Annotated in this window: 26 protein-coding genes and 1 riboswitch; of the genes, 7 read left to right on the top strand and 19 right to left on the bottom strand. The window is 63.8% G+C overall.

Going from position 1 to position 26639, the window contains the following annotated elements; all coding sequences use genetic code 11:
- Positions 1-55: 55 nt before the first annotated feature.
- The 6 genes from M1D78_RS07220 to rnd form a co-directional block, all read right to left on the bottom strand.
- The gene (locus M1D78_RS07220) at positions 56-1291 is read right to left on the bottom strand and encodes an aspartate kinase (RefSeq protein WP_437419886.1); all 1236 of its coding nucleotides are present in this window, start codon (positions 1289-1291) and stop codon (positions 56-58) included.
- A gap of 86 nt (positions 1292-1377) precedes the next feature.
- Positions 1378-3999 carry an alanine--tRNA ligase gene (gene alaS / locus M1D78_RS07215; protein ID WP_437419887.1) on the bottom strand — a complete coding sequence of 874 codons (2622 nt, stop codon included), beginning with the start codon at positions 3997-3999 and terminating at the stop codon, positions 1378-1380.
- 278 nt (positions 4000-4277) lie between these two features.
- Positions 4278-5501: a hypothetical protein gene (locus tag M1D78_RS07210; RefSeq protein ID WP_437419888.1), complete on the bottom strand. Its 1224-nt coding sequence runs from the start codon at positions 5499-5501 to the stop codon at positions 4278-4280.
- Between the two features lie 46 nt (positions 5502-5547).
- Complete coding sequence (locus tag M1D78_RS07205) at positions 5548-5997, bottom strand: YcgN family cysteine cluster protein (RefSeq protein ID WP_437419889.1); 450 nt, start codon at positions 5995-5997, stop codon at positions 5548-5550.
- Positions 5998-6107: 110 nt separating this feature from the next.
- A complete protein-coding gene (locus M1D78_RS07200; RefSeq protein ID WP_437419890.1) occupies positions 6108-6401 on the bottom strand; it encodes a YcgL domain-containing protein in 294 nt (97 codons plus the stop codon).
- Positions 6398-7522: a ribonuclease D gene (rnd, locus tag M1D78_RS07195; RefSeq protein WP_437419891.1), complete on the bottom strand. Its 1125-nt coding sequence runs from the start codon at positions 7520-7522 to the stop codon at positions 6398-6400. Before rnd ends, M1D78_RS07200 begins: the two co-directional genes overlap by 4 nt.
- 143 nt (positions 7523-7665) lie before the next feature.
- On the opposite strand from rnd, the gene M1D78_RS07190 reads away from it, so the two are divergent.
- A complete protein-coding gene (locus M1D78_RS07190; RefSeq protein WP_437419892.1) occupies positions 7666-8511 on the top strand; it encodes a sulfurtransferase in 846 nt (281 codons plus the stop codon).
- 167 nt (positions 8512-8678) lie between these two features.
- The gene (locus tag M1D78_RS07185) at positions 8679-10001 is read left to right on the top strand and encodes an OmpP1/FadL family transporter (RefSeq protein ID WP_437419893.1); all 1323 of its coding nucleotides are present in this window, start codon (positions 8679-8681) and stop codon (positions 9999-10001) included.
- A 35-nt stretch (positions 10002-10036) separates the two neighbouring features.
- Here M1D78_RS07185 and M1D78_RS07180 read toward each other — a convergent pair whose 3' ends face one another.
- On the bottom strand, positions 10037-10579 hold the full coding sequence (locus M1D78_RS07180; RefSeq protein ID WP_437419894.1) for a glutathione peroxidase: 543 nt from the start codon (positions 10577-10579) through the stop codon (positions 10037-10039).
- Positions 10580-10710: 131 nt separating this feature from the next.
- Here M1D78_RS07180 and M1D78_RS07175 point away from each other — a divergent pair, with 131 nt between their 5' ends.
- Genes M1D78_RS07175 through modC form a run of 4 tightly spaced genes read left to right on the top strand, consistent with a single transcriptional unit; the run spans position 10711 to position 14058 of the window.
- Positions 10711-11523 (top strand): TOBE domain-containing protein, encoded by an 813-nt coding sequence (locus M1D78_RS07175; RefSeq protein ID WP_437419895.1) that lies wholly within the window; start codon positions 10711-10713, stop codon positions 11521-11523.
- Between the two features lie 9 nt (positions 11524-11532).
- Positions 11533-12300 carry a molybdate ABC transporter substrate-binding protein gene (modA, locus tag M1D78_RS07170; RefSeq protein ID WP_437419896.1) on the top strand — a complete coding sequence of 256 codons (768 nt, stop codon included), beginning with the start codon at positions 11533-11535 and terminating at the stop codon, positions 12298-12300.
- Complete coding sequence (modB, locus tag M1D78_RS07165) at positions 12287-12970, top strand: molybdate ABC transporter permease subunit (protein WP_437419897.1); 684 nt, start codon at positions 12287-12289, stop codon at positions 12968-12970. The genes modA and modB overlap by 14 nt, the downstream gene beginning before the upstream one ends.
- On the top strand, positions 12967-14058 hold the full coding sequence (gene modC / locus M1D78_RS07160) for a molybdenum ABC transporter ATP-binding protein (protein ID WP_437419898.1): 1092 nt from the start codon (positions 12967-12969) through the stop codon (positions 14056-14058). Before modB ends, modC begins: the two co-directional genes overlap by 4 nt.
- Positions 14059-14061: 3 nt before the next feature.
- Here modC and M1D78_RS07155 read toward each other — a convergent pair whose 3' ends face one another.
- From M1D78_RS07155 to btuB, 12 genes are read right to left on the bottom strand one after another with little or no spacing between them, the layout of a single operon-like run.
- Positions 14062-14793, bottom strand: coding sequence for an adenosylcobinamide-GDP ribazoletransferase (locus tag M1D78_RS07155; protein WP_437419899.1), 732 nt, complete (start codon positions 14791-14793; stop codon positions 14062-14064).
- Positions 14778-15371, bottom strand: coding sequence for an alpha-ribazole phosphatase family protein (gene cobC / locus M1D78_RS07150; protein WP_437419900.1), 594 nt, complete (start codon positions 15369-15371; stop codon positions 14778-14780). The genes M1D78_RS07155 and cobC overlap by 16 nt, the downstream gene beginning before the upstream one ends.
- Positions 15368-16390, bottom strand: coding sequence for a nicotinate-nucleotide--dimethylbenzimidazole phosphoribosyltransferase (gene cobT / locus M1D78_RS07145; RefSeq protein ID WP_457933582.1), 1023 nt, complete (start codon positions 16388-16390; stop codon positions 15368-15370). The genes cobC and cobT overlap by 4 nt, the downstream gene beginning before the upstream one ends.
- Positions 16391-16419: 29 nt before the next feature.
- A complete protein-coding gene (gene cobU, locus M1D78_RS07140; RefSeq protein WP_437419902.1) occupies positions 16420-16941 on the bottom strand; it encodes a bifunctional adenosylcobinamide kinase/adenosylcobinamide-phosphate guanylyltransferase in 522 nt (173 codons plus the stop codon).
- Between the two features lie 21 nt (positions 16942-16962).
- A complete protein-coding gene (locus M1D78_RS07135; RefSeq protein WP_437419903.1) occupies positions 16963-18414 on the bottom strand; it encodes a cobyric acid synthase in 1452 nt (483 codons plus the stop codon).
- Entirely contained in the window at positions 18411-19403 is a 993-nt protein-coding gene (gene cobD, locus M1D78_RS07130; RefSeq protein WP_437419904.1) for a threonine-phosphate decarboxylase CobD, read from the bottom strand. The genes M1D78_RS07135 and cobD overlap by 4 nt, the downstream gene beginning before the upstream one ends.
- Positions 19396-20307: an adenosylcobinamide-phosphate synthase CbiB gene (gene cbiB, locus M1D78_RS07125; RefSeq protein WP_437419905.1), complete on the bottom strand. Its 912-nt coding sequence runs from the start codon at positions 20305-20307 to the stop codon at positions 19396-19398. The genes cobD and cbiB overlap by 8 nt, the downstream gene beginning before the upstream one ends.
- The gene (gene bluB / locus M1D78_RS07120) at positions 20304-20954 is read right to left on the bottom strand and encodes a 5,6-dimethylbenzimidazole synthase (RefSeq protein WP_437419906.1); all 651 of its coding nucleotides are present in this window, start codon (positions 20952-20954) and stop codon (positions 20304-20306) included. The genes cbiB and bluB overlap by 4 nt, the downstream gene beginning before the upstream one ends.
- Positions 20951-22246: a cobyrinate a,c-diamide synthase gene (locus M1D78_RS07115; RefSeq protein ID WP_437419907.1), complete on the bottom strand. Its 1296-nt coding sequence runs from the start codon at positions 22244-22246 to the stop codon at positions 20951-20953. Before M1D78_RS07115 ends, bluB begins: the two co-directional genes overlap by 4 nt.
- Before the next feature lie 42 nt (positions 22247-22288).
- A complete protein-coding gene (cobO, locus tag M1D78_RS07110; protein ID WP_437419908.1) occupies positions 22289-22900 on the bottom strand; it encodes a cob(I)yrinic acid a,c-diamide adenosyltransferase in 612 nt (203 codons plus the stop codon).
- Positions 22897-23466 (bottom strand): hypothetical protein, encoded by a 570-nt coding sequence (locus M1D78_RS07105; protein WP_437419909.1) that lies wholly within the window; start codon positions 23464-23466, stop codon positions 22897-22899. Before M1D78_RS07105 ends, cobO begins: the two co-directional genes overlap by 4 nt.
- A gap of 36 nt (positions 23467-23502) precedes the next feature.
- Positions 23503-25344, bottom strand: a complete 1842-nt coding sequence (gene btuB, locus M1D78_RS07100) for a TonB-dependent vitamin B12 receptor (protein ID WP_437420375.1) — start codon at positions 25342-25344, stop codon at positions 23503-23505.
- Positions 25345-25457: 113 nt separating this feature from the next.
- Positions 25458-25670: riboswitch (cobalamin riboswitch) on the bottom strand.
- A gap of 141 nt (positions 25671-25811) precedes the next feature.
- Here btuB and M1D78_RS07095 point away from each other — a divergent pair.
- Positions 25812-26618 carry a metallophosphoesterase family protein gene (locus M1D78_RS07095; RefSeq protein WP_437419910.1) on the top strand — a complete coding sequence of 269 codons (807 nt, stop codon included), beginning with the start codon at positions 25812-25814 and terminating at the stop codon, positions 26616-26618.
- The last annotated feature ends 21 nt before the right edge of the window (positions 26619-26639 follow it).

Below are 26639 nucleotides of genomic sequence, written 5' to 3'. Positions count from 1 at the left end.
TTTTATGCCGCCCGAATCGACAGATGGTGCCGGTTCAGGCTGCTCTCCTGCATGATCACTCCACTTTCCCGGCGGGAGCGTCCAGTTCGAAAGCCGTATGCAGCGCGCGCACTGCGAGCTCCAGGTACTTCTCTTCGATCACGACGGACACCTTGATCTCTGACGTCGAAATCATCTGAATGTTGATATTTTCTTTTGCCAAGGCTTCGAACATGCGACTAGCGACACCTGCATGGGAGCGCATGCCTACGCCGACGATCGACACCTTGGCGATGTCGGTGTCGCCGATGACTTCGCGCGCGCCCATTTCACGAGCGATACCTTCAAGCACCTGCAGCGCGTTATGGTAGTCGTTGCGGTGCACGGTGAAGGTGAAATCGGTGGTGTTATCGTGCGCGACGTTCTGCACGATCATGTCGACCTCGACATTAGCCGCACTGATCGGGCCGAGGATCTTGAACGCAACGCCGGGCGTATCCGGCACCCCACGGATGGTCAGCTTGGCCTCGTCACGATTGAAAGCGATGCCAGAAATGATGGGCTGTTCCATGGATTCCTCTTCATCTAGGGTAATGAGGGTTCCCGGACCCTCTTGAAAGCTGTGCAACACGCGCAACGGCACGCTGTACTTGCCGGCGAACTCCACGGCGCGAATCTGCAGCACCTTCGAGCCCAGACTGGCCATCTCGAGCATTTCCTCGAACGTGATCTTGTCCAACCGCTGGGCCTTGGCCACCACACGCGGGTCAGTAGTGTAAACGCCGTCCACGTCGGTATAGATCTGGCATTCATCCGCTTTCAGCGCCGCCGCCAGCGCAACGCCGGTGGTATCCGAGCCCCCACGCCCCAGCGTGGTGATGTTGCCGGCCTCGTCGACACCCTGGAATCCCGCCACGACCACCACACGGCCGGCCCTGAGCTCCTTGTGGATGTTTTGCGCATCGATCTGAAGAATTCGCGCCTTGGTGAAAGCGCTATCGGTGAGGATGCGTACCTGGCTGCCGGTATAGGACACGGCCGGAACACCAATCTTGATGAGCGCCATTGCCAGCAAGGCGATGGTTACCTGCTCGCCCGTCGAGACCATGACGTCGAGCTCGCGCGCAACGGGCTGCTCGCTAATCTGTTTGGCCAAGTCGATCAGCCGGTTGGTTTCACCACTCATGGCCGAAACCACTACAACGATGTCGTCACCGTTGTCGCGGAACTTCTTGACCTTCGCAGCCACCTGCTCGATGCGCTCTACAGAGCCCACCGAGGTACCTCCAAACTTCTGTACGATCAACGCCATTTCATTGCCGCCTAAGCCCGTCACGGGCGCTCATTGATACTTTCGACCCCAGCGGCCACCCCGCTCGGGCAGCCGCCAGCCCGGCGCTACTGGCCTTCGACGAACGAACGGACCAGTGCCAGTGCATCGTCCAGCTGACTCGCGTCGCTGCCGCCCCCCTGAGCCATGTCGGGGCGACCGCCGCCTTTACCGCCGACGGCCGCGGCTGCCTGTTTCATCAGGTCACCCGCCTTGTAGCGACTGGTCAGATCCTGGGTTACACCTGCAACCAGAACGACTTTCTCATCGTGCACACCGCCAAGCAGGATGACGCCGCTGCCGAGCTTGTTCTTCAATTGGTCGACCAGCGCAAGCAGTGCCTTGCCATCGAGGCCGTCCAGCCGCGCCGACAATGCCTTCACGCCATTGATCTCGACCGCGGAGCCGGCGAGATCGTTGCCGGTCGCGCTGGCTGCTTTGGCCTTCAACTGCTCGAGCTCTTTCTCCAGCTGGCGATTGCGCTCAAGCACACCGTTGAGCTTGTCCACCAGCGTGTCGCGGCTGCCCTTGACCAACGCCGCCGCTTCCTTCAGTTGCTCCTCGGCGCCTACGAGATAGGCGAACGCAGCATCGCCGGTCAGCGCCTCGATACGCCTGACACCCGCAGCAACGCCGCCTTCGCTAATGATCTTGAACAGACCAATATCGCCGGTCCGCTTCACGTGCGTTCCGCCACATAACTCGACCGAGAATCCGCCGCCCATCGTCAATACGCGAACCTGATCGCCATACTTTTCACCGAACAGCGCCATCGCGCCCTTGCGCTTGGCCGTATCGATGTCGGTCTCCTCGATCTCCACCGCCGAGTTGCCACGAATTTCGGCGTTGACCTTGTCTTCCAACGCCTTGAGCTGCTCGGGCTTGATGGCCTCGAAATGACTGAAATCGAAGCGTAGCCGCTGACTGTCGACTAGCGAGCCTTTCTGACTGACGTGCTCGCCGAGGATCTGACGCAAGGCCGCATGCAGCAGGTGCGTGGCCGAATGATTGAGCGCAGTCGCCTGGCGAACCGAAGCATCGACGGTCGCCGTGACGGCGGCACCTACCACAAGCTGGCCGCAATCAAGAACCCCGTGATGCAGGAAAGCGCCCCCCGCTTTGCTGGTATCGCGCACATCGAAGCGCAACCCTTCGGCCGAGAGGAAGCCACAATCACCGATCTGCCCGCCGGACTCGGCATAGAACGGTGTCTGGTCGAGAACCACCACGCCCTCCTCGCCCGCACCGAGGTGCTGGACGGCCATCCCTTCCTTGAACAGGGCCAGCACCTTGCCTTCGCCATGAGTCCCCTGGTAACCGATGAAGCGGGTCTCGCCCTCTACCTTGACCAAGCTGTTGTAATCCATGCCGAACGCACTGGCGGACCGGGCGCGCTCGCGCTGCGCTTGCATCTCGCGTTCGAAACCTTCCTCGTCGAGCGTCAGCTCGCGCTCGCGGGCGATATCGCCGGTCAAATCCACCGGGAAGCCGTAGGTGTCGTACAGCTTGAAGATGACCTCGCCAGGGATGACGCCGCCCTCCAGCTCGACCAGATCCTGCTCGAGGATCTTCAAGCCTTGCTCCAGGGTCTTGGCGAATTGCTCTTCCTCGTTCTTCAGTACGCGTTCAATGTGCGCTTGCTGAGTTTTCAATTCGCTGAACGCGTCGCCCATCTCGGCCACAAGCGCCGCGACAATCCTGTAGAAGAAGCTACCCTTCGCGCCGAGCTTGTTGCCGTGTCGGCAAGCGCGGCGAATGATGCGACGCAGCACGTAGCCACGGCCTTCGTTCGACGGCGTCACGCCATCAGCGATGAGAAAGCCGCAGGAGCGGATGTGGTCGGCGACGACCTTGAGCGAGGCCTGCCCTTCGTTCTGACAGCCGATGGCTTCGGCAGAGGCGTTCAGCAGGCTCTGGAACAGATCGATTTCGTAGTTCGAATTGACATGCTGCAACACCGCGCTGATGCGCTCGAGCCCCATGCCGGTATCGACGCTGGGCGCCGGCAACGGATGCAACTCGCCATCGGCCGTGCGGTTGAACTGCATGAAGACGTTATTCCAGATCTCGATGTAGCGGTCACCGTCTTCGTCCGGCGAGCCGGGCGGGCCGCCCCAGATGTGCTCACCGTGATCGAAGAATATCTCGGTGCACGGGCCACACGGCCCCGTGTCACCCATCGCCCAGAAATTGTCGGATGCATAGGGCGCACCCTTGTTGTCACCAATGCGGACCATGCGCTCAGCCGGGATTCCGACGTCCTTGGTCCAGATATCGTAGGCCTCGTCATCGCTGGCGTAGACGGTAACCCAAAGCTTTTCCTTGGGCAGGTTGAGCCACTTATCCGAGGTGAGAAACTCCCAGGCGTAGGCGATGGCGTCGCGCTTGAAATAATCGCCGAAGCTGAAGTTGCCCAGCATCTCGAAGAACGTGTGATGGCGCGCGGTGTAGCCGACGTTTTCCAGGTCGTTGTGCTTGCCGCCCGCGCGTACACATTTCTGGCTGGTGGTGGCGCGGGTATAGGCGCGCTTTTCCAGGCCTAGGAAGCAGTCCTTGAACTGGTTCATGCCGGCATTGGTGAACAGAAGGGTCGGATCGTTCGCGGGGATCAGCGAACTGGAGGCCACACGCGTGTGGCCCTTCTCTTCGAAGAATCGGAGGAAGGCTTCACGGATTTCAGCGCTTTTCATAGTTTTCTTCCAGAAGACTGCGGCCGAACAGCTGCAAGATCGACGCGGCGACGCGATACCGGGAGCCGGTTCGCCACGACCGAACAGATCGCCGGCAAAGGGCCGCATTATATCGGGCCGACGCCGCCCGCATAGAGGATAAATAAGATTGAATCAAGCTATTCGACACTGACTCCGCCCCGTGCCTAGGCCAAGGGCCAGGGGCTGACAGCAGGACCACCAGTAGATCGGACATGGCGCGTCACGCCGTGCGCCGAAAGCGCCGACGCGCGCGCCGGTTAGCGCAGCAGCCGTGTATCGAGCACCGACGACGCACCACCAAGCAGGGTTTCAGTGATGTCGATGAAATCCTTCGTGGTGACGCGATCGAGTCGCATCAGGCCGCGCGCCACGTCATCGAGCGAATGCCGGCTCTTGCTGCGCTGACGAATCTCCTTGTCGAGCTCCTGGAGCAGCAAGACCGCGCGCGCCGTGACTGGCCCGCTGGATCGCTCCCCACGCAGGCTGTCGACCTTTCGACTCCACTCAGTAAGATGCTCGCGGACCCGCTGGTAGCGGTCCTCACTGAGCCCACCTGCACGCCGCATCAGCTCGATGGCGTAGTACTCAGCCAACCCTTCGCTGATCCAGTCGCTGCGATCGGCATCGGATATCCGACTGAACACGTGCACCAATTCATGCACCAGAGAGCTCGTGCCGTTTTCGCTGACCATCGGTCGATCGGCATGCATGAACAGCGAATTGGGACCCGACAGCCCGCCTCGCCACATGGGATCGCCCGCACCGACGATCAGCAACTTCTTCGGGTCGCGCGGAAAGACGCCTTGTACTTCCGGCCAGACGAACGTGAGCAACGTGAGGATATCCATGCGCCGCACGCCTTCGCCAACTGGGGCGGCTACCGTTACATCGGTTTCCCCGAGCCGCGCTCGACGCGTGCCCAGCTTGCCAGCCAGTATCCAACCGGTTGGGCGGTCGAACAGCCGCTCATTGTTGTCGATACGAAAACGATGCTTGCCGATGCGCGGCCAGCCGGTTTCGACGCTCTTCCAGCCGTCGGGCAACGAGAAGGCCAACCGGGATACCAGGCGTACGCCATCCTGCTGGTCGATTCGCGCCGCCGGCACCAGATCATCTCCGCGAACCAGCGCCCAGTCCGGCGTCATGCGCGCATCGAAACGCCCGCTCTTGCGCTGATGGCTGATCTTCACCCGGTAGGACAAGCGGGCCTCACCTTCGCCAGGCCGCCATACACCTCGCCCGTCTTCAACTTGCCATGCAGCCTCGGAATCGGCGTCGAAGTCGCTGTAGAGCGCGTCGTCGCCCAGGTTGAAGTTGACGTAACGGACCGCCGTGCCCTCTTCCAGAACTAGCTCCACTTCCGCTATGTCCTCGTCGGGTACGAACTTGACGTTGATGTCCAGATCGACCCGCTTGGCAGCGTGGCCTTGCCCAACGGCAAAGGACAGGACGACAAACAGCAGAAGCTGGCGAAGGGGCATCAGGCGTCTCCAAGTCAGGTTCGGTGCGACGATTCGGCAACCAGCGTCAGCCGGCGCGGAAAATCAGGTGGTCTTCCCAGTCATCCTCCGCGACGGTGCCTTCGGCGAGCATCCGCCCGGATTGTGAAATGCGCTCGGCATGCACGGCGTCAGGATCGCCACAGACGAGATGATGCCAGAGCGGCAAATCCTTGCCCTCGGCAACCAGGCGGTAGCCGCAAGTCGGCGGCAGCCATTTGAACTGCGCGGCATCGGCGGCAGTGAGTTGCACGCAATCGGGCACGCTGGCACGGCGGTTCGAATAGTCACTGCAGCGGCAGCTCTTCAGGTCAAGCAGCTTGCAGGCGATGCGGGTGTAGTAGACGCTGCCGTCTTCCTCGTCCTCAAGCTTCTGCAGGCAACACAGGCCGCAGCCGTCGCATAGCGACTCCCATTCCTCGGCATCGAGTTCGGCCAGGGTCTTGCGCTTCCAGAAGGGTTCGACTTTCGCCGCCATGAATCGTGCTGCCTTGAATAAAGACGCGAGTCTAGCCATTGCCACAGGGGCGGCCAAGCATCCCGGGGCCTGCGGCCATCCACCGCCGACCGTCGGCACGAAGGCTTCCGTCAGGCGGGGTCGTTGCGACGGAGCAGCTCTTCTGGAAGGTGTTCGATGTAGTCGTCGTCAGGCGGCGGCATCTGCAGATGAAAACCTTGAGCCTCGATGTTTTCGAGCACTTTATGGATGTCTTCGCGCGCCAGTTTGCGCTCAGGCGTCAGCACGAGATCGAAGGCATGCTGGGGCGGGCCGAAGGCAGCGAGCAGGCCTTCAGGGACGCGCGTCAGCGCCTCGGCACGGTCGACGTAGAGGTACATTTCATTCTTGCGAAGGCTTTTGTAGATCGAGCAGATGCGTTTCATGGCTGTCCTTCCAGAGCGTCGAGCAGAGCCTGGCCCATGCGTTCACGGCGCCAGCCGCGCAGCGAATCGGGCAGTGAATACGGGCCGTCCGGGTAACCGGTCTTGAGCAGCGCTTCGAGCACTTTCTTGCGCAGCATCAGCTCAGGGGCGATATCGAGCTTCTCCGCTTCGCGCTGACCGACGGCGCGCAGCTTCTTGAGCAGCGACGAGCATTCCAGCGGCAGCGGCTCGGGCAGCGGCGCGGGCCATTGCGACTCCGGGAGCGCTGCCGCGGTGCGAATGAGCTCAAGCAGTGTCTCGCCGTCCTGGCGGACAGTACGTGGATGCATGTCGTCGATCCGCGCCAGCGAGACCAGATCGGCAGGCTGGGTGCGCGCCAGCGGCCACAGGCTGGGCTCGCGCAGGACGCGGTTGCGCGGCTGGTTGCGCGCCCTCGCCTGCCGCTCACGCCAGGCGGTAACCGCGCGAAGCACCGCCAGTTGGCGAGGTTTTAGCCGCCAGGCCTGCTTGACGTCGCGATAGGCCTCGTCGGGATCGACTTCTCGCTGCAGGTTGGCCACCAACTCGGCACCATCATCGAGCACCCAGGCACGCTTGTCGTCCGACAGGCGCGGCACCAGCGCCTGGTAAAGCTCTGCCAGATGCTGCGCATCTTCTACCGCGTACTGGATTTGCGTCTCGCTGAGCGGCCGCTGCAACCAGTCAGAACGGGTCTCGCCCTTGGGCAACTCGAGCCCGAGCACGGCTTGCACCAGACGCGAATAGCCCATGGAAAAACCGATGTTCAGGTAACCAGCCGCCAGCTGCGTATCGAACAAGGGCGTGGGCAGGCTGCCGGTGAGCCGCCACAACACTTCCAGGTCTTCGCTGCAGGCATGCAGCACCTTGACGACCGCGGTGTCTTCCAGCAGATCGGCTAGAGCAGACCAATCCTCGATTCGCAGGGGGTCGATCAGGTAGGCGCAGCGCCCATCGCCAACCTGGAGCAGGGCCGCGATCGGGTAGAAGGTATCGACCCGCATGAACTCGGTGTCCAGCGCCACATACGGCAGCCGACGCCACTCGGCGCACAGGCTGGCCAGGTGCGCGTCATCCAGGACCCATTGAGTTTCGATGGCCACTAGGCCCTCCTTTGGTTATCGGCTTGCGACCGGCTTCCGATCGAAAGTCGCGCAGTATATATCGCGACCGCCGGTTCGCCGCGCAAACATCGCGCCCCTCGCCGGCGTGCTAACGTGCCGCGTCACCGAAAGGAGCCCTCCACATGCCACTCGCGCAACTGATCGACGCACACGCCTTGACCACGCGCCTGTCCCAGCCCGATCTACGCATTCTCGACTGCCGTTTCGCGCTGGATGACCCGACCCAGGGCAGCGCGTGCTACCGGGACGGCCACATCCCAGGTGCGCAGCATGCCGACCTCGAGCGTGACCTGTCCGGCCCGGTCGTTCCCGGCAAGACGGGGCGACATCCACTGCCACAAGCGCAAGCCCTCATCGACCGATTGCGCCAGTGGGGTATCAGCAGTGACAGCACCGTCGTGCTTTACGACGACGGCCCGGGTGCCTTTGCCGCGCGGGCTTGGTGGTTGCTGGCGTGGCTGGGCAAACGCGACGGCTTGTTCATACTGGATGGCGGCTACAAGGCCTGGTGCGAGGCGGGGCTGCCCATCGAGCAGCAGCAGACCGAGGCAGCGGCCGGTGATTTCGCTGGCCAGCCGGACGAGACGCTTACCATCGATGCGGAACGCATCCGCGCCGGACTCGCATCCCAGACGTACAGGCTGCTCGATGCCCGTGGGCTGCCGCGTTTTTTGGGTGAAGTGGAACCCATCGACCCGGTCGCCGGCCACATCCCCGGCGCCCACTGCATGCCGTTTACCGACAACCTCGACGCCAATGGCCGCTTCCGCGCGCCCCACGAGCTCGCCGAGCGCTTCGCACCCGTGCTGGCCGGAGGCTCACCCGAGTGCCTGGTGGCCTACTGCGGATCGGGCGTCACGGCCTGCCACAACTTGTTCGCTTTATGCCTCGCCGGTCATCCGCTTGTACGCCTTTATCCGGGTTCGTGGAGCGAGTGGATCACAGACCCGCAGCGCCCGGTCGCCTGACCCTGCAATTGACCGATCGGTCAGCCCTCGCCTGGATGGTTTTATTGCGCGTTAAACCGTTTATCGGCGCCAATCGTCGTGCTTTACGAAAAATTGCACTCTTTCGTTTGCCGCGAATCAATGAAGCTTGATAGGGTCCGAGCCGCTTTTTCCCCCGGAGTACAACAATGAAAACAACTTGGTTGAAGACTGCAATCGCCGTAGCCGTAGGCGCCCTTTCCACCCAGGCCATGGCTGCCGGCTTCGCCCTCAACGAACAAAGCATCAGCGGCATGGGCACCTCCTTTGCCGGCCGCTCATCTTCCGCCGACGACGCTACCACCCTGTTCGGCAACCCGGCCGGCATGTCCCGCCTCAAGCGCGAAGAAGTCAGCTTCGGCATGGCCGCGATCAATGCCAAAACGGATATCAAGGATAATTCGGGCTCGTTCTCCGGCCCTGCATTGGGCGGCCTGAACCTGCCCTATGGCGGCAGCAACGACGGCGACATGGTGCCGGTCACCGCCGTACCGATGGGCTATTACGTCAAGCCGGTCGACGACAAGTGGGCCGTGGGCGTCGGCATTTATGTGCCGTTCGGTCTGGTAACCGATTACGAAAGCGGCTACCAGGGCCGTTATTTTGGTGACTACAGCGAAGTACGCGTGATCACCGTACAGCCCACTGTCAGCTACCGGTTCAATGAAAAGTTGTCCGTTGGCTTCGGCCCGACGATCAACCGCATCGACGGCGAGCTGCGCAGCGCGTCCCCGAACCCGTTCGGTCCGCTTGGCTCGAACGATGGTCAGGTCAAGGTTCAAGGCGACGATACCGCCCTCGGTTTCAACGCGGGTTTGCTTTACGAGTTCACGCCTAGCACCCGTGCTGGCATCACCTACCGTTCGAAAGTCGCTTACAAGCTCGAGGGTGACACCAAGCTCTCCGGCGGCAGCTTCGATCTGTCTGGTGCCTCGGGCAAGTACGACGCCTCGCTGGAACTCGATACGCCCGAGTCTGTTGACATGTCGGTGACGCACGACCTCAACGACCAGTGGACGGTATATGCAGGCGCCATGTGGACCCGCTGGAGCCGCTTCGAAGCCATCGTCATCGAGAACGACGGCATCCCGCTGGCGCTGCAGGGCAATCTTGCTCCCATCGTCGAAGAGCAGGACTGGCACGACACCTGGTCCTACGCGATCGGTGCGGCGTACAAGCTGAACAAGGAGTGGACGCTGCGCACTGGCCTCGCGTTTGACCAGAGCCCGACCAACAATGTCCATCGCTCGCCGCGTATTCCAACGGGCGATCGCACCGCGATCAGCTTCGGCTTGGCGTGGAATCCTACGGACGACGTCACGCTCGACCTGGCCTACTCCTACCTACGGGAAGAGGAAGTCGACATCAGCCGCAGCCGCTCCTACCAGGGTGGTGCGCTCGTAGCCAACTACGACGCGACTTTCAAGAACAGCGCCCACGGCTTCGGTGCCGGGCTGACTTACCGCTTCTGATGCACCCCGCCCCGGCCGATCGGCCGGGGCTCTCCCTATTTCTCCAACGCCTTTTCCACTGCCGCGATCAACGCCGGATCGTCCGGCTCGACCTTGCTGGAAAAGTACTCGACGACCCGCCCCTCACGATCGACCACGTACTTGTAGAAGTTCCAGCGCGGCGCGCCACCCGCCTGCTCAGCCAGCACCTTGAACAACGGCGTCGCATCACGGCCACGCACCGGCTGCGTCTGGGTCATCTGAAAGGTCACGCCATAGTTCACGTAGCAAACTTCGGCGGTCTCAGCGGCATCGTCCGACTCCTGAAAGAAGTCATCTGAAGGCACACCCAGGATCTCCAGCCCCTCGTCCTTGTAGCGCTGGTAGAGCGCCTCGAGCCCTTCGAACTGCGGCGCGAAGCCGCAATAGCTGGCTGTATTCACGACAACCAAGGCCTTGCCGCGGTATCGCTCGCAAAGGTCAACCGTCCCCTTGGCGCGCAAGGTTGGCAGCTCATGATCGAGCACGGCCGGGCATTCGGCCGCCAGCAGCGAGCCAGCGTATAAAACGGACAGCGCAGCAAGCAGGTGACGCTTCATGGCATTTCTCCTGGACTGATCGCCGCCACGCTACTCCGCCGCTGGCGGCTCGGCAACGATTCGGTCGAATAGCGTTATATACAAAAACATATAGCGCTTGGCAGAATGGCCGCACGACAAAGGAGCGCACCATGAGCCACTCCCCTCCGCTCGATTCGCTACGCATCGATGGCCACCTTTGGTTCAACCGGGGCGAGAAGGGCTATCTCGGCGGCAAGCGCATCGAGCTCCTGGAGCAGATCGAAGCCACCGGCTCGATCAGTCAGGCCGCCAAGGCCGCCAAGCTCAGCTACAAGGCCGCCTGGGATGCGGTCGATGCGATGAACAACCTGTCCGAGCGCCCGCTGGTTACGCGTGCAGCTGGCGGAGCGGGTGGTGGCGGTACGCAGCTGACCGACTTCGGCCGCGAGATGCTGCACGTTTGGCGCCGCATGCAGCACGAATACGAACGCTTTCTCGCTGAGGTATCGCGGGGTATCGAGGGGTTCGATGACATCGACCGATTGCTCAAGGCCATCGCCATGAAAACCAGCGCGCGCAACCAGTTTCGAGGCCGCATCACCCATGTGGAGAAAGGTGCGGTCAACGCCAGCCTGCAGCTGGACATCGGTGAAGGGCAGACCATCACCGCCACGCTCACCAATGACAGTATCGACGAGCTCCAGCTCAGCCCCGGCAAGCCTGCAATTGCGCTGATCAAGGCCAGCTTCGTCCTGCTGTCTCCCGACCCGGACATTCGGATCAGCGCGCGTAACCGACTCACCGGGACCATCAGCGCACTGACGCCCGGCGCCGTCAATTGCGACGTCAAGCTTGCACTGGCGGGCAATCGCACCCTGGGCGCCGTGATCACGAACGAAAGCGCCGCCGAGCTGGGCCTGGCGCTCGGTCAGCCCTGTACGGCGCTGATCAAGGCCTCGCACGTCATCATCGCCGTCGACTAGGAGCCCCGCATGCCGTTTCGCCTTTTGCTGGTTCTCGCATTGATCTGCCTGCCCTGGGTCAGCCATGCCGCCGAGGTGCGCGTCGCCGTTGCATCCAACTTCAGTACGCCCATGCAGGCTATCGCCGAGCGCTTCGAGCGCGACACCGGCCACCGGGTAGGACTCGTCTTTGGCTCGACCGGCAAGCTCTACGCGCAAATTCGCAATGGCGCGCCGTTCGATGTGCTGTTGGCCGCCGATGAGAAAGTCCCGGCGCAACTCGAGCAGGATGGCCTGGTCGCCGCAGGTAGCCGGTTCACCTATGCCATTGGCACTCTAGTGCTGTGGTCGCCCCGCGTCGGCTACGTCGACAACCAGGGCCACGTGCTCCGCGAGCAGGGGTTCGCACACCTTGCGGTGGCGAACCCCAAGACGGCGCCTTATGGCGCGGCAGCCATAGCGACCCTGGCGTCGCTCTGGCTCGAATCCAGGCTGCAGGGCCGGCTGGTGCAGGGTGAAAACATTGCGCAGACCCATCAGTTCGTCGCCAGCGGCAACGCCGAGCTGGGCTTTGTAGCCTTGTCCCAGGTGATCGACAGCGCTGGCAACGTCGCGGGCTCCGCCTGGGTCGTGCCGCCGGATCGGCACCCACCGATACGGCAGGATGCCGTGCTGCTGCAAGCCAGTGCCGACAACCCGGCAGGCCGCGCCCTGCTCGCCTACCTGCAACGTCCGTCGACCAGAGCGCTGATCGAAACCTATGGCTACGAACTGGACGCCGCCGATGCTACCGATTGACGACGCTGGGATCGCAGCGATTTGGCTAACGCTCAAGCTCGCCAGCGTCACCACCTTGATCCTTCTAATGATCGGCACCCCCATTGCCTGGTGGCTGGCGCGCACCGCTTCGCCCCTGCGTGGCCCGGTCGGTGCCGTGGTCGCGCTACCGCTGGTTCTGCCGCCAAGCGTGCTGGGCTTTTATCTCCTGATCGCGATGGGGCCAAACGGTCCGGTCGGCCAGCTCACTCAATGGCTCGGTTTGGGTACGCTGGCTTTCAGCTTTGCCGGGCTCGTCGTGGGCTCGGTGTTCTATTCAATGCCGTTCGTCATCCAGCCGCTGCAGAACGCGTTCGAGGCCATCGGCGATCGACCGCTCGAAGCAGCCGCCACCTTGCGCGCCAGCCCGCTGGACCGTTTCGTTCACGTCGTACTGCCTCTTGCCCGGCCCGGGTTCGTCACGGCCAGCGTGCTGGGATTCGCCCATACGGTGGGTGAGTTTGGGGTGGTATTGATGATTGGCGGCAATATCCCGGACAAGACGCGCGTGGTGTCCGTACAGATCTACGACCATGTCGAGGCGATGGAGTACGCCCAGGCGCACTGGCTCGCCGGCGGCATGCTGGCCTTCGCCTTCGTCGTACTGCTGATGCTCTACGGGGGCGGCCGCGCTCAGGTGTGGCGCGGATGAACCAGACGACCCGCGCGATACGCGCCAAGCTGCGACTGGATTACCCAGGGTTCAAACTCGATGTGGATCTTGACCTGAGCGGACGTGGCGTAACCGCCCTCTTCGGTGCCTCAGGCTCCGGCAAGACCAGCCTGCTGCGTTGCATCGCCGGCTTGGAGCGGCATGCCCGCGGATACCTGGAAGTCGACGGCGCCTGTTGGCTGGATACCACGCGCGGCGTGCTTGTTCCACCCCATCGGCGGGCAATCGGCTATGTCTTCCAAGAGGCCAATCTCTTCAGCCATCTTTCCGTGCGTCGCAATCTCGAGTTCGGCATGAAGCGGGTGCCGACCAAGGCACACCGCGTGGTCTGGGACCAGGCGGTCGATTTGCTCGGGCTCGGCAACCTGCTCGAGCGCGCGCCCGACCGGCTTTCCGGAGGCGAACGCCAGCGCGTCGCCATCGCCCGGGCCCTGCTGACCAGCCCGCGGCTGCTGCTCATGGACGAACCACTGGCCGCGCTGGATGCCGGGCGCAAGGCGGAAATACTGCCGTACCTGGAACGACTGCACGCCCAATTGGATATCGCCATGCTCTACGTCAGCCACGCACCGGATGAGGTGGCGCGGCTGGCCGATCACCTGGTGCTGCTGGAAAACGGGCGAGTCATCGCGCACGGCGAACTAAGGGAAACCCTGGCGCGCCTTGACCTGCCGACCGCGTTCGGCGACGACGCCGGTGTGGTCATCGAATCGCGGATTACCGAGCACGACGCGCACTACCACCTGACCCGCCTCGGATTCAGCGGCGGCGAGGTGCTGGTCGGTCTGCGGGACGAACCCATCGGCCACCCCCTACGCTTTCGCGTGCATGCCCGGGATGTCAGCCTTGCGCTGGAGCGGGCGCAGGGCACCAGCATCAGCAACCTGCTGCCTGTTCGCGTCGAGCAACTGGCCGACGCCGACACGCCCGCTCATGTGCTGGTACGGCTCGATGCGCAGGGCACGCCTCTGCTTGCACGGATCACGCGACGCTCGGCCGATCAGCTTGAGATCGGCCCCGGCAAGCCGATGTGGGCACAGATCAAATCGGTTGCGCTGCTTGGCTGAAGGTCAGGCCCATAACGCCAGCGCGACCAGCACGGCACATTCGACCAGCTCCAACAGGGCGCCTGCCGTATCGCCAGTCGTGCCGCCCAGCCGGCGGTACATCGCACGCCGTACCAACGCGCCGACCAGCAAGGCCACGGCCAGCGCCAGCCAGCCGTCGCTGCCCAACAGCACGCAGCCGGTCACCACCACGAGCAAAGCCAAACCAACCTGCCGCCGCGGCAGGTGCTCGGCGAGCGCTTGGCCCAAACCGCCTGGCCGCACATAAGGCGTATGCAGGAAAAGCGCAGGCAGTGCCGCACGGCCAAGCACCGGAGCCAGCAGCAAGGCTGACCGGTCACCTTCGGCAAGGAGTACCCAAAGCGCGATGAATTTGAGCAACAGCACCAGGACCAGCACCACGACGGCCACCGGTCCGCTGCACGGGTCTTTCATGATGGCCAGCGTCCGCTGGCGATCGCCAAGCCCACCAAGCCAGGCATCAGCGCTGTCGGCCAGCCCATCGAGGTGCAGCGCGCCCGTCAGCGCAACCCACACAGCGAGCATCAACGCCGCCACCAGAGGCGGCGCCGAGGTGTCGAGCAGTGCGGCGAGGAGCCAGAGCACACCCCCCAGTAGAAGCCCTACCAGCGGGTAGAAAGGGAGCGAGTGGCCGATGGCGCGGGCTGAGGGCATCTGCCGCAGGCGAATGGGCAGGCAGGTGAGAAATTGCAGCGCGATCAGGACTGGTTGCATGTCTCCTCCAGCCAAAGCGTGGCGTCGCGAAAACCCACCTTCAATCCGAACAGGCTGCCATGCCGCACTTCGACGTCGAGCAGCCGCTCGCGCGGCAGGCCACGTGCTTCGGCAAGTAACAGCCGCATCACACCGGCATGCGTTACCAGCAGGATCTGCTCCCCGGCCCACCGATCGGTGACCTGCTCAAGGGCCGTTAAAACTCGCGCCTCGAAATCGACGAGCGGCTCGCCACCTGGCGGCGTGAAACCATACGGGTCCTGCCAAAAGCGCCCCAGTTGCTCGCTCCGGTCGACCATCAGGGCGGCTGCGGTCAGCCCTTCCCACTCACCGAAATCCAGCTCGCGGAAGCCCGGTTCCAGTTCAAGCGCGACGCCATGCTGTTCGGCCAGTTCGGCGGCGAACCGGGCGCATCGCTTCAATGGCGAACTGATGATGCGCGACCAGGGCGCTTGCCCAATCACAGCGCGGCGCATCTGCTGCCAGCCGTCGGCGGTCAGCTCGTCGTCCAGGCGACCACGGAAGCCGCCACCGGAAACCGTCTCGCCGTGACGCAGCATGTCCAGGTGCAGGTTCATGCGTGCTGCCCAGCCACCGCTGCTTCGGCAAATGTCGCCATGCCGGCATGCAGCGCACAGGCCATGCGCAACAGCGGCACCGCGAGCGCCGCGCCACTGCCCTCGCCCAGCCTCAGGCCTAGGTCCAGCAAAGGCTTGGCGTCGAGTGCTTCGAGCACCGCAACGTGACCGGGCTCGGCTGAGCGGTGAGCGAACAGCAGCCACTCGCGACAACCCGGATTCAGGCGCACCGCACAGAGCGCAGCGACGCTGCAGATAAACCCGTCGACCAGCGCGACCACCCCCTGCTGCGCACAGGCCAGGTAGGCCCCGGTCAGCGCAGCCAGTTCAAAACCACCGAGGCGCTGCAACCAGCCAAACGCATCATGCGGACCAGCGTGAAGCGCCAGCGCCCGCTCGATCACGGCGCGTTTGTGTGCAACTCCTGCCGCATCCAGCCCGGTCCCAGGGCCGGCCAGATCGTGCGGGCCGCAGCCGAGCAAGGCGCACGCCAGGGCGGCCGCCGTGGTGGTGTTGCCGATACCCATCTCGCCGCCGATGAACAGTTCAGTGCCCTGCTCCGCCTGCGCTCGACATACGCTCTCACGGCCCGCTGCAAGCGCCTGATGGCAGGTTTCGGCGGTCATCGCTGCGCCCTCGACGAAATTCGCCGTACCCGGGCCAAGCGCCAGGTGACGCACGCCCGGCAGTGGCCCGACCGGGTGAGCTGTGCCCAGGTCGATGACTTCGAGTACGGCCGACAGCTCCCGCGCCAGCACGCTGATCGCTGCACCCCCACCGACGAAGTTGGCCAGCATCTGCCCGGTCACCGATTGCGGAAACGCGGAAACGCCCTCCGCGGCGACACCGTGGTCGCCCGCAAAAATGCTGATCCAGACTCGATCGAGGCTGGGTCGCTCTTGGCCCTGAAGGGCGGCAAGCGTCGGCACCAGCGCATCGACGCGACCGAGCGCACCGAGCGGTTTGGTCAGCTCGGCATCGCGTAGCTGCGCGGCCTTCCGCGCCTCTGCATTCGGCATACGGCAGGCCGACTGCCACCAAAGCTCGTTCACAGCGGTTCTCCTTTCAAAATCATCGGCAGACCGGCCACGGTGAAGACGACCCGATCAGCGCGCGCTGCAATGGCCTGATGCAACCAGCCTGCCTCATCGACATAACGGCGGCTCAGCTCGCCGAGGGGCACCACGCCAAGTCCGGTTTCGTTGCTGACCATAACTACGCGCCCAGGCAGCGCAGCCAGGCAGTCGAGCAGCGCGTCACGCTCTTCGACCAGGCGTGCCGAATCCTCGAACATGAGCAGGTTGGTCAACCACAGCGTCAGGCAGTCGACCAGCAGGCAGGAATCCTGATGGGCGTGCTGGCGCAAGGTTGTCGCGAGCGCCAGCGGCTCCTCGACGAGCGCCCAAGCAGCCGGCCGGCGGGCGCGGTGCTGGGCGATGCGCGCCGCCATTTCGCCGTCGAGTGGCTGGCTGGTGGCGATGTAGGTCACGGCCAGGCCGCTCGCGCTGGCGAGGCGCTCGGCCAGCCGGCTCTTGCCGGAGCGGGCACCGCCGAGAATCAGATCAAGCATAGGGGTCTCCAGCGTTGCAGTTCAGAGGCCGCAGAGTTGGCGCAACAGACGGGTGTCGAGGTGGCCGTCCACCAAGTCGGCGAGCCGTTCGATGTCACGCTCGCGCAAGGCGTGGTAATCGACCTGCTCGACCTCGTCCAGGCCGGCCCAGCGCAACAGCGACGCGCATGCTTCGGGTAGCTCGAACAGGCCATGCAGGTAGGTGCCGAGTATCTGGCCATCCGCGCTGACGGCGCCGTCCGCGCGACCGTCATCCAGCTGAACCGCAGCGTGCGCAGTGTCGGCCACCTGCGTGACGCCCGCATGAATTTCATATCCGGCAATTTCGACGCCATCCAGGCAGAGCCGCCCGCGCACGTTACGCAGTTGCTTTTGAGCCGCGAGCTCTGTGCTCAATGGCAACAGGTCGAGGCCATTGCTGGTACCCGCAGGGCCTTCCAGACCAAGCGGATCGGCGACGGTCTGGCCGAGCATCTGCAACCCGCCGCAGATACCGAGCAGCTTGCCTCCGTAGCGCAGGTGCCGCTCGATCACGTGCGGCCATCCCTGTTCGCGCAACCATGCGAGGTCGGCGCGAACGCTTTTCGAGCCTGGCAGGATGATCAAGTCCGCTGGGGGAATCGCCTGCCCCGGGCCGACAAAGCGCAGGTCCACCTGAGGATGCAGGCGCAACGGATCGAAGTCGGTGTGGTTGCTGATGCGCGGCAGTACCGGCACCACCACGCGCAAGGTCTGCTCGGCCTTGGCGATCTGCCGTACATCCACGGCGTCCTCGGCTTCGAGATGGAAATCCATCAGGTACGGCAGCACGCCGAGCACCGGTTTGCCGGTGCGCGCCTCGAGCCAGTCCAGCCCAGGCTGCAGGAGCGCGATATCACCTCTGAAACGGTTGATCACGAAACCCTTCACACGAGCCTGCTCGCTCGGTGACAGCAGCGCCAGTGTGCCCACGAGGTGTGCGAATACGCCGCCCTTGTCGATGTCCGCGATAAGGATGACGGGGCAATCGACCGCTTCGGCAAAGCCCATGTTGGCGATGTCGTTAGCGCGCAGGTTGATTTCGGCCGGCGACCCGGCGCCCTCCACCATCACGACGTCGTAGGCCGTTTCCAGCCGCCGGTGCGATTCCAGCACCGCTTGCAGGGCGACACGTTTGTAATCGTGGTAGGCCGCCGCGTCCATGCTGGTCACAGCGCGACCATGAATGATGACTTGGGCGCCGATGTCACTGTTGGGCTTGAGCAGAACCGGATTCATGTCGGTGTGCGGCGCCAGCCCCGCGGCCTGCGCCTGCACGGCCTGGGCGCGACCGATCTCGCCACCGTCGACCGTCACCGCACTGTTGAGCGCCATGTTCTGCGGCTTGAACGGGGCGACCCCGACACCCTGGCGCATGAGCCAGCGGCACAGCGCCGTCACCAGCGTGCTCTTGCCAGCATCCGAGGTCGTGCCCTGAACCATGAGACTGGTCATGCGCGCAGCGCCTGGTAGTGCGTCAGCGCCCGCTCGAGACGCGCCCAGCCCGCCTCGTCTGGCGGCAGGCCGAAGCGCAGGCTCGATGGGTGTCCGAAGTGACGCACCAGGATGCCCTGGCAACCCAGGAACTCACGCAGCATGCTCGCCTCCTCGGTCAGCACCCACTGGAACAGCGCGCAGCCTCCACTGGGCGGCAATCGGTTTGCCGTCAGTAATGCCGCAAGCCGATCGGTATCGGCCTGCAGGCGCTGGCGTTGGCGCGTTTGGCCATCCCGGTCGGCAAGCAATGCGGCACCGATGAAGCGCGATGGGCCGGCTACTGGCCATGGTCCCAGAGAACGCTCTAGCACCTGCAACCATTCGCCCTCACCCAATACAAAACCCAGCCGCGCCCCTGCCATGGCGAAGAACTTACCGAACGAGCGCAGCACCACCAGCCCCGGCAAATGGCTATGCGCGGCCAGGCTATGCTCCGGTGTCGCATCGATGAACGCCTCGTCGACCACCAACCAGCCACCACGCTCCGCGAGGCGCGCATGCCAGTCGAGCAGCTGCTCGGCCGGCAACAGGCGACCGGTAGGATTGTTCGGGTTGACCACCACCAGCACATCGAGCTGATCGAGCGCGCGCGACACGCTGCCTTCACTGAACTCATAGAGCCGATGCCCCTCGCGGCGCCAGGCTTGCGCGTGTTCGCCATAACACGGCGAGACGATGCCCACATGCGAACGCAGCCTCAATCGCGGCAGCGCCTGGATTGCAGCTTGCGAGCCGGCCACCGGCAGTAGCGAGGCCACACCGTAGTAGCCACGCGCAACCGCACTGAGCTCATCGTCTACCTCTGGCAGGCGGAGCCAGGCTTCGGCCGGGACCGGCGGCAGCTCGAAGCCGTAGGGCGCGACACCTGTAGAGAGGTCAAGCCAATCGGCCAGCGGGATGTCGAAATCGCGCGCTGCGGCGCGTAGACGTCCGCCGTGCTCAAGCATGCAACCAACCTCCGAGCAGCAGCGCTAGCAGCCAGAGCCCGACGCCCGCCCACACCATGTCCAGCGCCCGCTCGATGTCGCGCGCCTCTGGCGCTGGGCCCTCACCCAGGATCGGCCTCGGGTGCACCTCGCCGTGGTAGATCGCTGCACCGCCGAGCGTGACGCCAAGTGCGCCGGCGCCTGCCGCCATCACCGGGCCGGCGTTGGGGCTGTCCCACTGTGGCGCCTGCGTTCGCCAGCAGTACCGTGCGCGACGCGTACGACCGAGTAACGCATAGGTGAGCGCCACCAGCCGCGCCGGAAAGAAATTCAACAGATCGTCGATGCGTGCCGCGGCCCAGCCAAAACGCTCGAAGCGCGGGCTGCGATAACCCCACATGGCGTCGAGCGTGTTGCTCAGGCGATACAGCACCACTCCGGGTGCGCCCGCCACGGCGAACCAGAACAGCGCTGCAAAGACCGCATCGCTGCCATTTTCAAGCGCCGATTCGGTGGCCGCGCGGGCGACACCTTGCGCATCCAGGTTGCGGGTGTCGCGGCTGACGATGAAACCCACTCGTCGACGTGCTTCATGCAGATCGCCCTGGCGCAGTGCCCGCGCCACTGGCAGCAGGTGGTCGCCCAAGCTGCGCAAGCCCAGCGCGCAATAAAGCAGCGCGATTTCGACCAGCCCACCGATAGCTGGCAGGCACGCCAGCAGCCAGGCCAGCACCGTCAGTGGCAGCACTGCCAGGCACCATGCGGTAACGCCGTGGCTACGCCAGCCGCGCCCATCCGGCCCATTGAAATGGCGTTCCAACGTATCGGCCCAGCGACCGAACGCAACCAAGGGATGAGCACGCCGCGGCTCACCGAGCCAAGCATCGAGGCCGATGCCGGCCAAGCAGGACAGCGCCAAGCTCACGCCGGGTTGCCCCAGCGATCGAGATAACTCAATTCAGCCAGCGGCCGTGGTTCGGCCCAGCCTTCGAGCTGCAGCATGGGCGCAGAGTAGAACGCCTCGACGGGGCCCAGGCAAATCACGGCGATCGGCTTGGCGCCCTCGGGCATTTGCAGCAACTGGGCCAGCGCTTCCGGATCGAAAAGCGACACCCAGCCCATGCCGAGCCCCTCAGCCCGTGCGGCCAGCCAAAGGTTCTGGATCGCACAGGATGCGGAAGCCAGGTCCATTTCCGGCAGGGTACGCCGGCCGAACACGTACCGCTCGCGGCCGTCCATTAGGGCGACGACCAGCACCTCGGCGCATTCGCGGATGCCTTCGACCTTGAGCTGCATGAATTCGTCGCTGCGCTCGCCCAACGCCTCAGCAGTCTGCAGGCGCTCATTCTCCACCAGATCAGCGATTGCCTTGCGAAGGTCCGGCTGGCTGATACGCAGGAAACGCCACGGCTGCATCAGCCCCACACTGGGCGCCTGGTGCGCGGCCTCGAGCAGCCGCGCCAGCAATTCCGGCGCAATGGAGCCACCGCAGAAATGGCGCATGTCACGCCGCTCGGCGATAGCACGATAGACGCCGGCGCGCTGCTCATCAGTAAACGCAGAATCAGTCATGGAGTCAGCAATGCCGCAGCGGCCACCGGATCGGATGGCATGTAGAAATGAATGTAGGAAGCCGTCAAGCGGTGCTGACGATACACCGCCTCGGCGGTGCGTTTGTAGTTTGGACACTCACCCCGTGCCAGCGGCCGCATCGGCGTATCGAGGGCGGAATGGTGATACGTGTGGCCACGCAACCGGCCCTCCGGCAACTGAACCTCTTGCAAGGCCAGCGCGGCGAGGCGCGGTTGCATGCGCGCCTCGCCAGGCAGCAGCCCAAGCATGGCCTCTCGCTGGCCATCGCGGTCGGTGAGCCCGTCCATCAGATAAAGCATGCCGCCGCACTCGGCGAGTGTCGGTTTGCCCGCTTCGTGGTGCGCCCGGATTGCCTCGCCCATGGCGCGGTTTCGAGCCAGGGCCTTGAGGTGCAACTCCGGGTAACCACCCGGCAGATAGAGGCTGTCCACCGCCGGCAACCGCGCGAACCTGAGCGGGGAAAAAAACAGCAGCTCGGCGCCAAGCTGCTGCAAGAGATCGAGATTGGCCTGGTAAACGAATGCGAACGCGGCATCGCGCGCTACACCGATGCGAACGCCCTCTAGCAAACGCGGGATGGCTTCCTGCCGGGGTGGCGCGAAGCTCACCAGTGCCGGCAGCTCGCTATCAGCACTGCTGGCCAGAGCGTCCGCTGCAGCATCCAGCCGTGCATCCAGGTCAGCCAGTTCCTGCGCTTGTACCAGGCCGAGATGTCGGCTGGGCAGCCCAACCTGCTCGCTGCGCGGCATGGCTCCGTACCAGTCGATGTGCGCCGGCAGGCAATCACGCAGGATTTCACCATGACGCGAGCTACCGACGCGGTTGGCCAGCACGCCCGCGAACGGCAGGTCCGGCTGGTAGCTCGCCAGGCCATGCGCCAACGCCCCGAACGTTTGCGCCATGGCGGAGCCGTCCACCACCGCCAGCACCGGCACGCCGAAGCTGCGCGCCAGATCAGCTGCAGATGGCGTACCGTCGAACAAGCCCATGACTCCTTCGATAAGGATCAGGTCGGCGTCGCGCGCGGCCTCCCAGAGCAGCCGCCGGCTTTCCGCCTCACCGACCATCCACAAATCGATCTGGTAGACCGGGTGGCCGCTGGCCCGCGCCAGCACCATCGGATCAAGAAAATCGGGGCCGCACTTGAAGACCCGAACCCGTCGCCCCTGCCGGGCATGGAGTCGGGCCAGGCCAGCCGTCACGGTGGTTTTGCCTTGACCGGATGCCGGCGCGGCGATGAGCAATGCAGGACATTGACGCACTTCAGTCATCCATAGCCCCGCGTCGCCCGGCGCCGGCTGCAAGCCCCTGCATCAGTATTCGATTCCTTTTTGCGCTTTGACGCCCGCCTTGAAGGCGTGCTTGACCAGGTTCATTTCGGTCACGGTATCCGCCGCGTCGATCAGCGCAGGCGGGGCGCCTCGGCCGGTCACGACCACGTGCTGCAATAGCGGCCGCGATTCGATGTCGGCCAGTACGGTCTCCAACTCGAGATAACCGTATTTGAGTGCGATGTTGAGTTCATCGAGCACGACCAGACCGACATTCGAATCGGCCAACAGCTGCGCTGCAACCGCCCAGGCCTCCTGGGCCTTGGCAATGTCGCGCTGACGATCCTGAGTTTCCCACGTGAAGCCTTCGCCCATTACGTAATAGCGGATCTCGTCAGGAAAGCGCCGGAAGAAATTCTCCTCACCGGTGCTGGCCGCACCCTTGATGAACTGAACGACGCCGACCTTGATGCCGTGGCCGAGCGCACGAGCGACCATGCCAAAGGCGGAGCTGCTCTTGCCCTTGCCGTTGCCGGTGTGCACTAACAGAAGGCCGTATTCGTCCTGTGCGGCGGCGATTTTTTCGTCGACCACCGCTTTCTTGCGCTGCATACGTGCGCGGTGCCGGGCGTCGCGCTCAGTCGATTCGCTCATGCCCGAGCCTCAGCGCGCTCAGCGCTAAAGCCCCGCAGCCCGACGAACAGCAGCGCCGCCATACCCACATACGCCGCCATGGTGCCAAGGTTGCGCGGGTAGTAGTGCACGATACGTTCGACCAGTAGCGCCAACGACGGCTCTTCATAACGGCCGGAGAAGAACAGGAAGCCACCGCCGGAGAACAGATAGCAAACGAACGCACTGGCTGCCATGCAGGCCGCCAACACCGCGAGGCTGCGCCAGTGTGGCTGGTGCAACCGCGCATAGGTGCGTCCGCCCCACCAGAGCGCACCGTAGGCCGGCAGCAACATCCAATACGACGGGGACATGCAATAGCTACCGGCGACTTCCCAGCCCATCGAGGCCAGGTCCAGCAGCGAAGCCTCGACGAATAGCCCCGGGAAGACCCAGCGCGGCGCTAACAATGCACCAGCCAGGAAGAACACCGCCCAAGAGGCGCTCGGCAAGTTGACCGAGGCAAGATGCTGCCCGCGGGTCATCGCCATCAGCGCCACCAGGGCAACGCCGACAGCCATTTGGGCTCGTGGGGACAGTTTGATCATGCGTGTTCTCCTTCGAGGTGCGCCGTTGAGTCCGAATCAGAGGGCCTGATAACGGACGGTGAAATAGACCGCTTGGCCAGGCTGGTTGTAGCCGTCAATCGTCTGGTAGTTGGCGTCGAACAGGTTCGCGACCCGCGTCTGCACGCGCCACTCTTGATCGATGCGGTACTCAGCACGCAGGTCAACCGTAGCGAAACCGCCCAGCTCGGTCTGGTTTGCCGCGTCGTTGTAGCGTGCGCCTTCGGCATGCAGCGTAGCGCCTACGCTGATGCGATCGAATGCGCGATCCATTTCCAGGTTGAACAGCTGCTGTGGCCGACGCGGCAGGTTCCGGCCGTTGTTGGCGCCATCCGAGCGATTTTCGGCCTCAAGAAGCGTCGCGTTGGCATTCCAGAACCAGCCAAGCCACTCGCTCGCGACATTAAGCTCGGCGCCGTGGATCAGCGCTTCGTCGACGTTTATATAGCCATTGTTCGGGCCGGTGGCGGCGATCAGGTTGTCGATCTCGTTGCGGAACAGATTGACGCTCCAGCTACCCCAGCTTGGCTGACCTTCCAATCCGACCTCGAGGTTCTCGGACTCCTCCGGGTCCAGGTCGGGATTGCCTTCATACATGCCGAAGAATCCCGGGTAGTAAAGCTGAGTGAAGGTCGGTGCCTTGAACGCAGTACCGTAGCTGACATAGCCACGCACATCGTCAGTCAAGGCATAGCCCAATGCGACCGCGCCGGTATTGTGCCCACCGAAGGTTTCGTTAACGTCCCGGCGCGCGTTGAGTTGCCAGTCCAGGCGCCCATGGCTGCCGAGATACTGGGCGAAGCCGCCGTTGTTGTGTCGTGAATTCATCTGATAGTTCGAGTCACTACTGAGCTCGTCCTGCAGATAGTCGTAGCCGAGGGTCAGGGTGTGCCGCTCCGCCAGCTGGATGTCGTTCTGCCAGGAGAACTGGTCGCGACGCGAATCGAACCGTGACGAAAAACTGCCGTCGCTGTACGCGTCGCTCTTGTCCTGGCTGCGCCCAGCCTGCAGGGTGACCAGCCAGTTCTGGACGGGGGCATAGCGCGCGCTACCGCCCACCACGTGCTGCTCGCCGTCCATGTACGCATCGTCGCCGCCGTCATATTCGTTGTGCATCTTGGCACGCAGCACATTGCCAGCCAGCTCCAGCCCGTTGTCGAAACGGTAGCCGGCATTCAACGAACCGGCCAGGTTGCGATAGCCATCGGCGTCCGGGTCGTTGGAGAAACTGTTGTGGTTGGTTGCATCAATACCGTCGGTATCTTCGCTATTGACCGCCAGGTTGAACCAGCCCTGGCCATCGCCGCCGCTGACACCGGCGCTGCCGGTGGCGGTGTCATGCGTGCCGTAGCCTGCCGAGAAGAATGGGCGAATGCCGTGCACCTCGCCCTTACGGGTAAAAATCTGAATGACGCCGCCAATGGCTTCGGAGCCATAGAGGCTCGAGCGCGGTCCCCGTACCACTTCGATACGTTCGATCAGCTCGACCGGAAAATCCTGGTAAGCGGCAGCGCCGTTGCTGACGGCACCGACCTTCACCCCGTCGACCAGCACGATGGTGTGGTCCGAGTTGGTGCCGCGCAGGAACAGGTTGGTCGTCTTGCCTGGCCCGCCGTTGTTGGCTAACGACAAGCCCGGCACACGACGCAGCAGATCAGGCAGCGACGTCGCCTGGCTGCGCTCGATTTCTTCACGATCGATGACGGTGGTTGCCGCCAGCGCTGGCGTTGGCGTGTTGACGCGCGTCGCCGTGACGACGGTCGAATCCAGGTCGAGTGAGCCTTGCGCAGCCTGCGCGAGCGCAAAGGGAGCCAGGCCGAGCAGCGCGAACGCCGCGGTTGAAGTGAGGGTCTTGCAGATCAAGGTGGGGTCTCCGTCGTGCCCGCCGCACGACAACAGTCGATAAGGGCAGACGGAGGATACGAAGGGAGCGCAGGTGCAAGCAGCCGCACCCCGATCAGCGCCCGCCGCACTGCCGTGGATTGCGACAGGCCGGTCTCCGGGCTTGCGAGTGGACGAACGTCCTGTAAGCCGCGCCTTCCCGTGCCTGGAGCACAGTGGCTTTGTGCGGCTCAATCTCGCCTACCGTTGCGGGGGCAGCGCCGGAATCTTCTACGAATGGACCGGCTTCCCTGTTTCACCCGACTGGCTTTATGCCAGGGGGCACCTGAAGCAGCGCGGAGGTTAGTCCAAGGCCCTGCGCGGCGCAACCGGAAGCGTCGCCGCAAGCTCGTCACGAGACGTTACCGGAACGCCTCGGCGATCCTGGCTTCGAATAAGGTAACGTGCCTTCGAACCCGGCATCCCAACGAGAAGACGCCAGCCTAATGACGACCATCGTGCAGATATCCGACACCCATTTCGGCACCGAGCAATCCGGTGTCGTCGAGGCCCTGGAAAGCCACGTACGCGAGCACGGGGCGGACCTTCTGGTCTTTTCCGGTGACATCACGCAACGCGCCCGTGCCAGCCAGTTCGCAGCGGCGCAGGCGTTCGTCGAGCGCCTGCTCGCTCATGGCATTCCCGAGACGCTAGTGATTCCCGGGAATCACGACATCCCCCTGTACAACCTCTTTGCACGCTTCCTGACGCCCTACCGCAATTACCGCAGGCATTTTGGAGACGACCTGGAGCCGACCTTCGAAAATGGCGAAGTGCTGGTGATAGGCCTGAATACCACGCATCCAAGACGCCATAAGGACGGGCTGGTCACCGATCAGCAGGTACGAGCGGTGCGTGAGCGGCTGAGGCAGACCAGCCGGGACAAGCTACGCATCGTGGTCGCCCATCAGCCATTCGGCGCCATGGTGCTGAGCGATCTGAGCAACTTGCAGCACGGTGCCGATGCAGCCCTGCATTGCTGGGCCGATGAAGGACTTGACCTGGTAATGGGCGGGCATATCCACCTGCCCTACGTCTTGCCGCTGTCCAAGCAATACACCGCGCTGTCGCGTGAGATCTGGATGGTCCAGGCGGGCACCACCCTGTCCTCGCGGGTGCGTGGCACCTCACCCAATTCGTTCAATCGATTGAAGTTGCATGCCGGGCCGAACAAACACGCATGCGTCGAGCGCTGGGACCTGCTGGACGGCTGCTTCGTCCTGGGCTCGCATTTCAACCTGCATTGGCCCTAACCGCCTGCCGGTTGCCGGCGG

Source organism: Pseudomonas sp. SA195 (assembly GCF_054131565.1).
The sequence above is the reverse complement of the archived record's forward strand: the minus strand, read 5'-3'. Positions and strand labels throughout refer to the sequence as shown.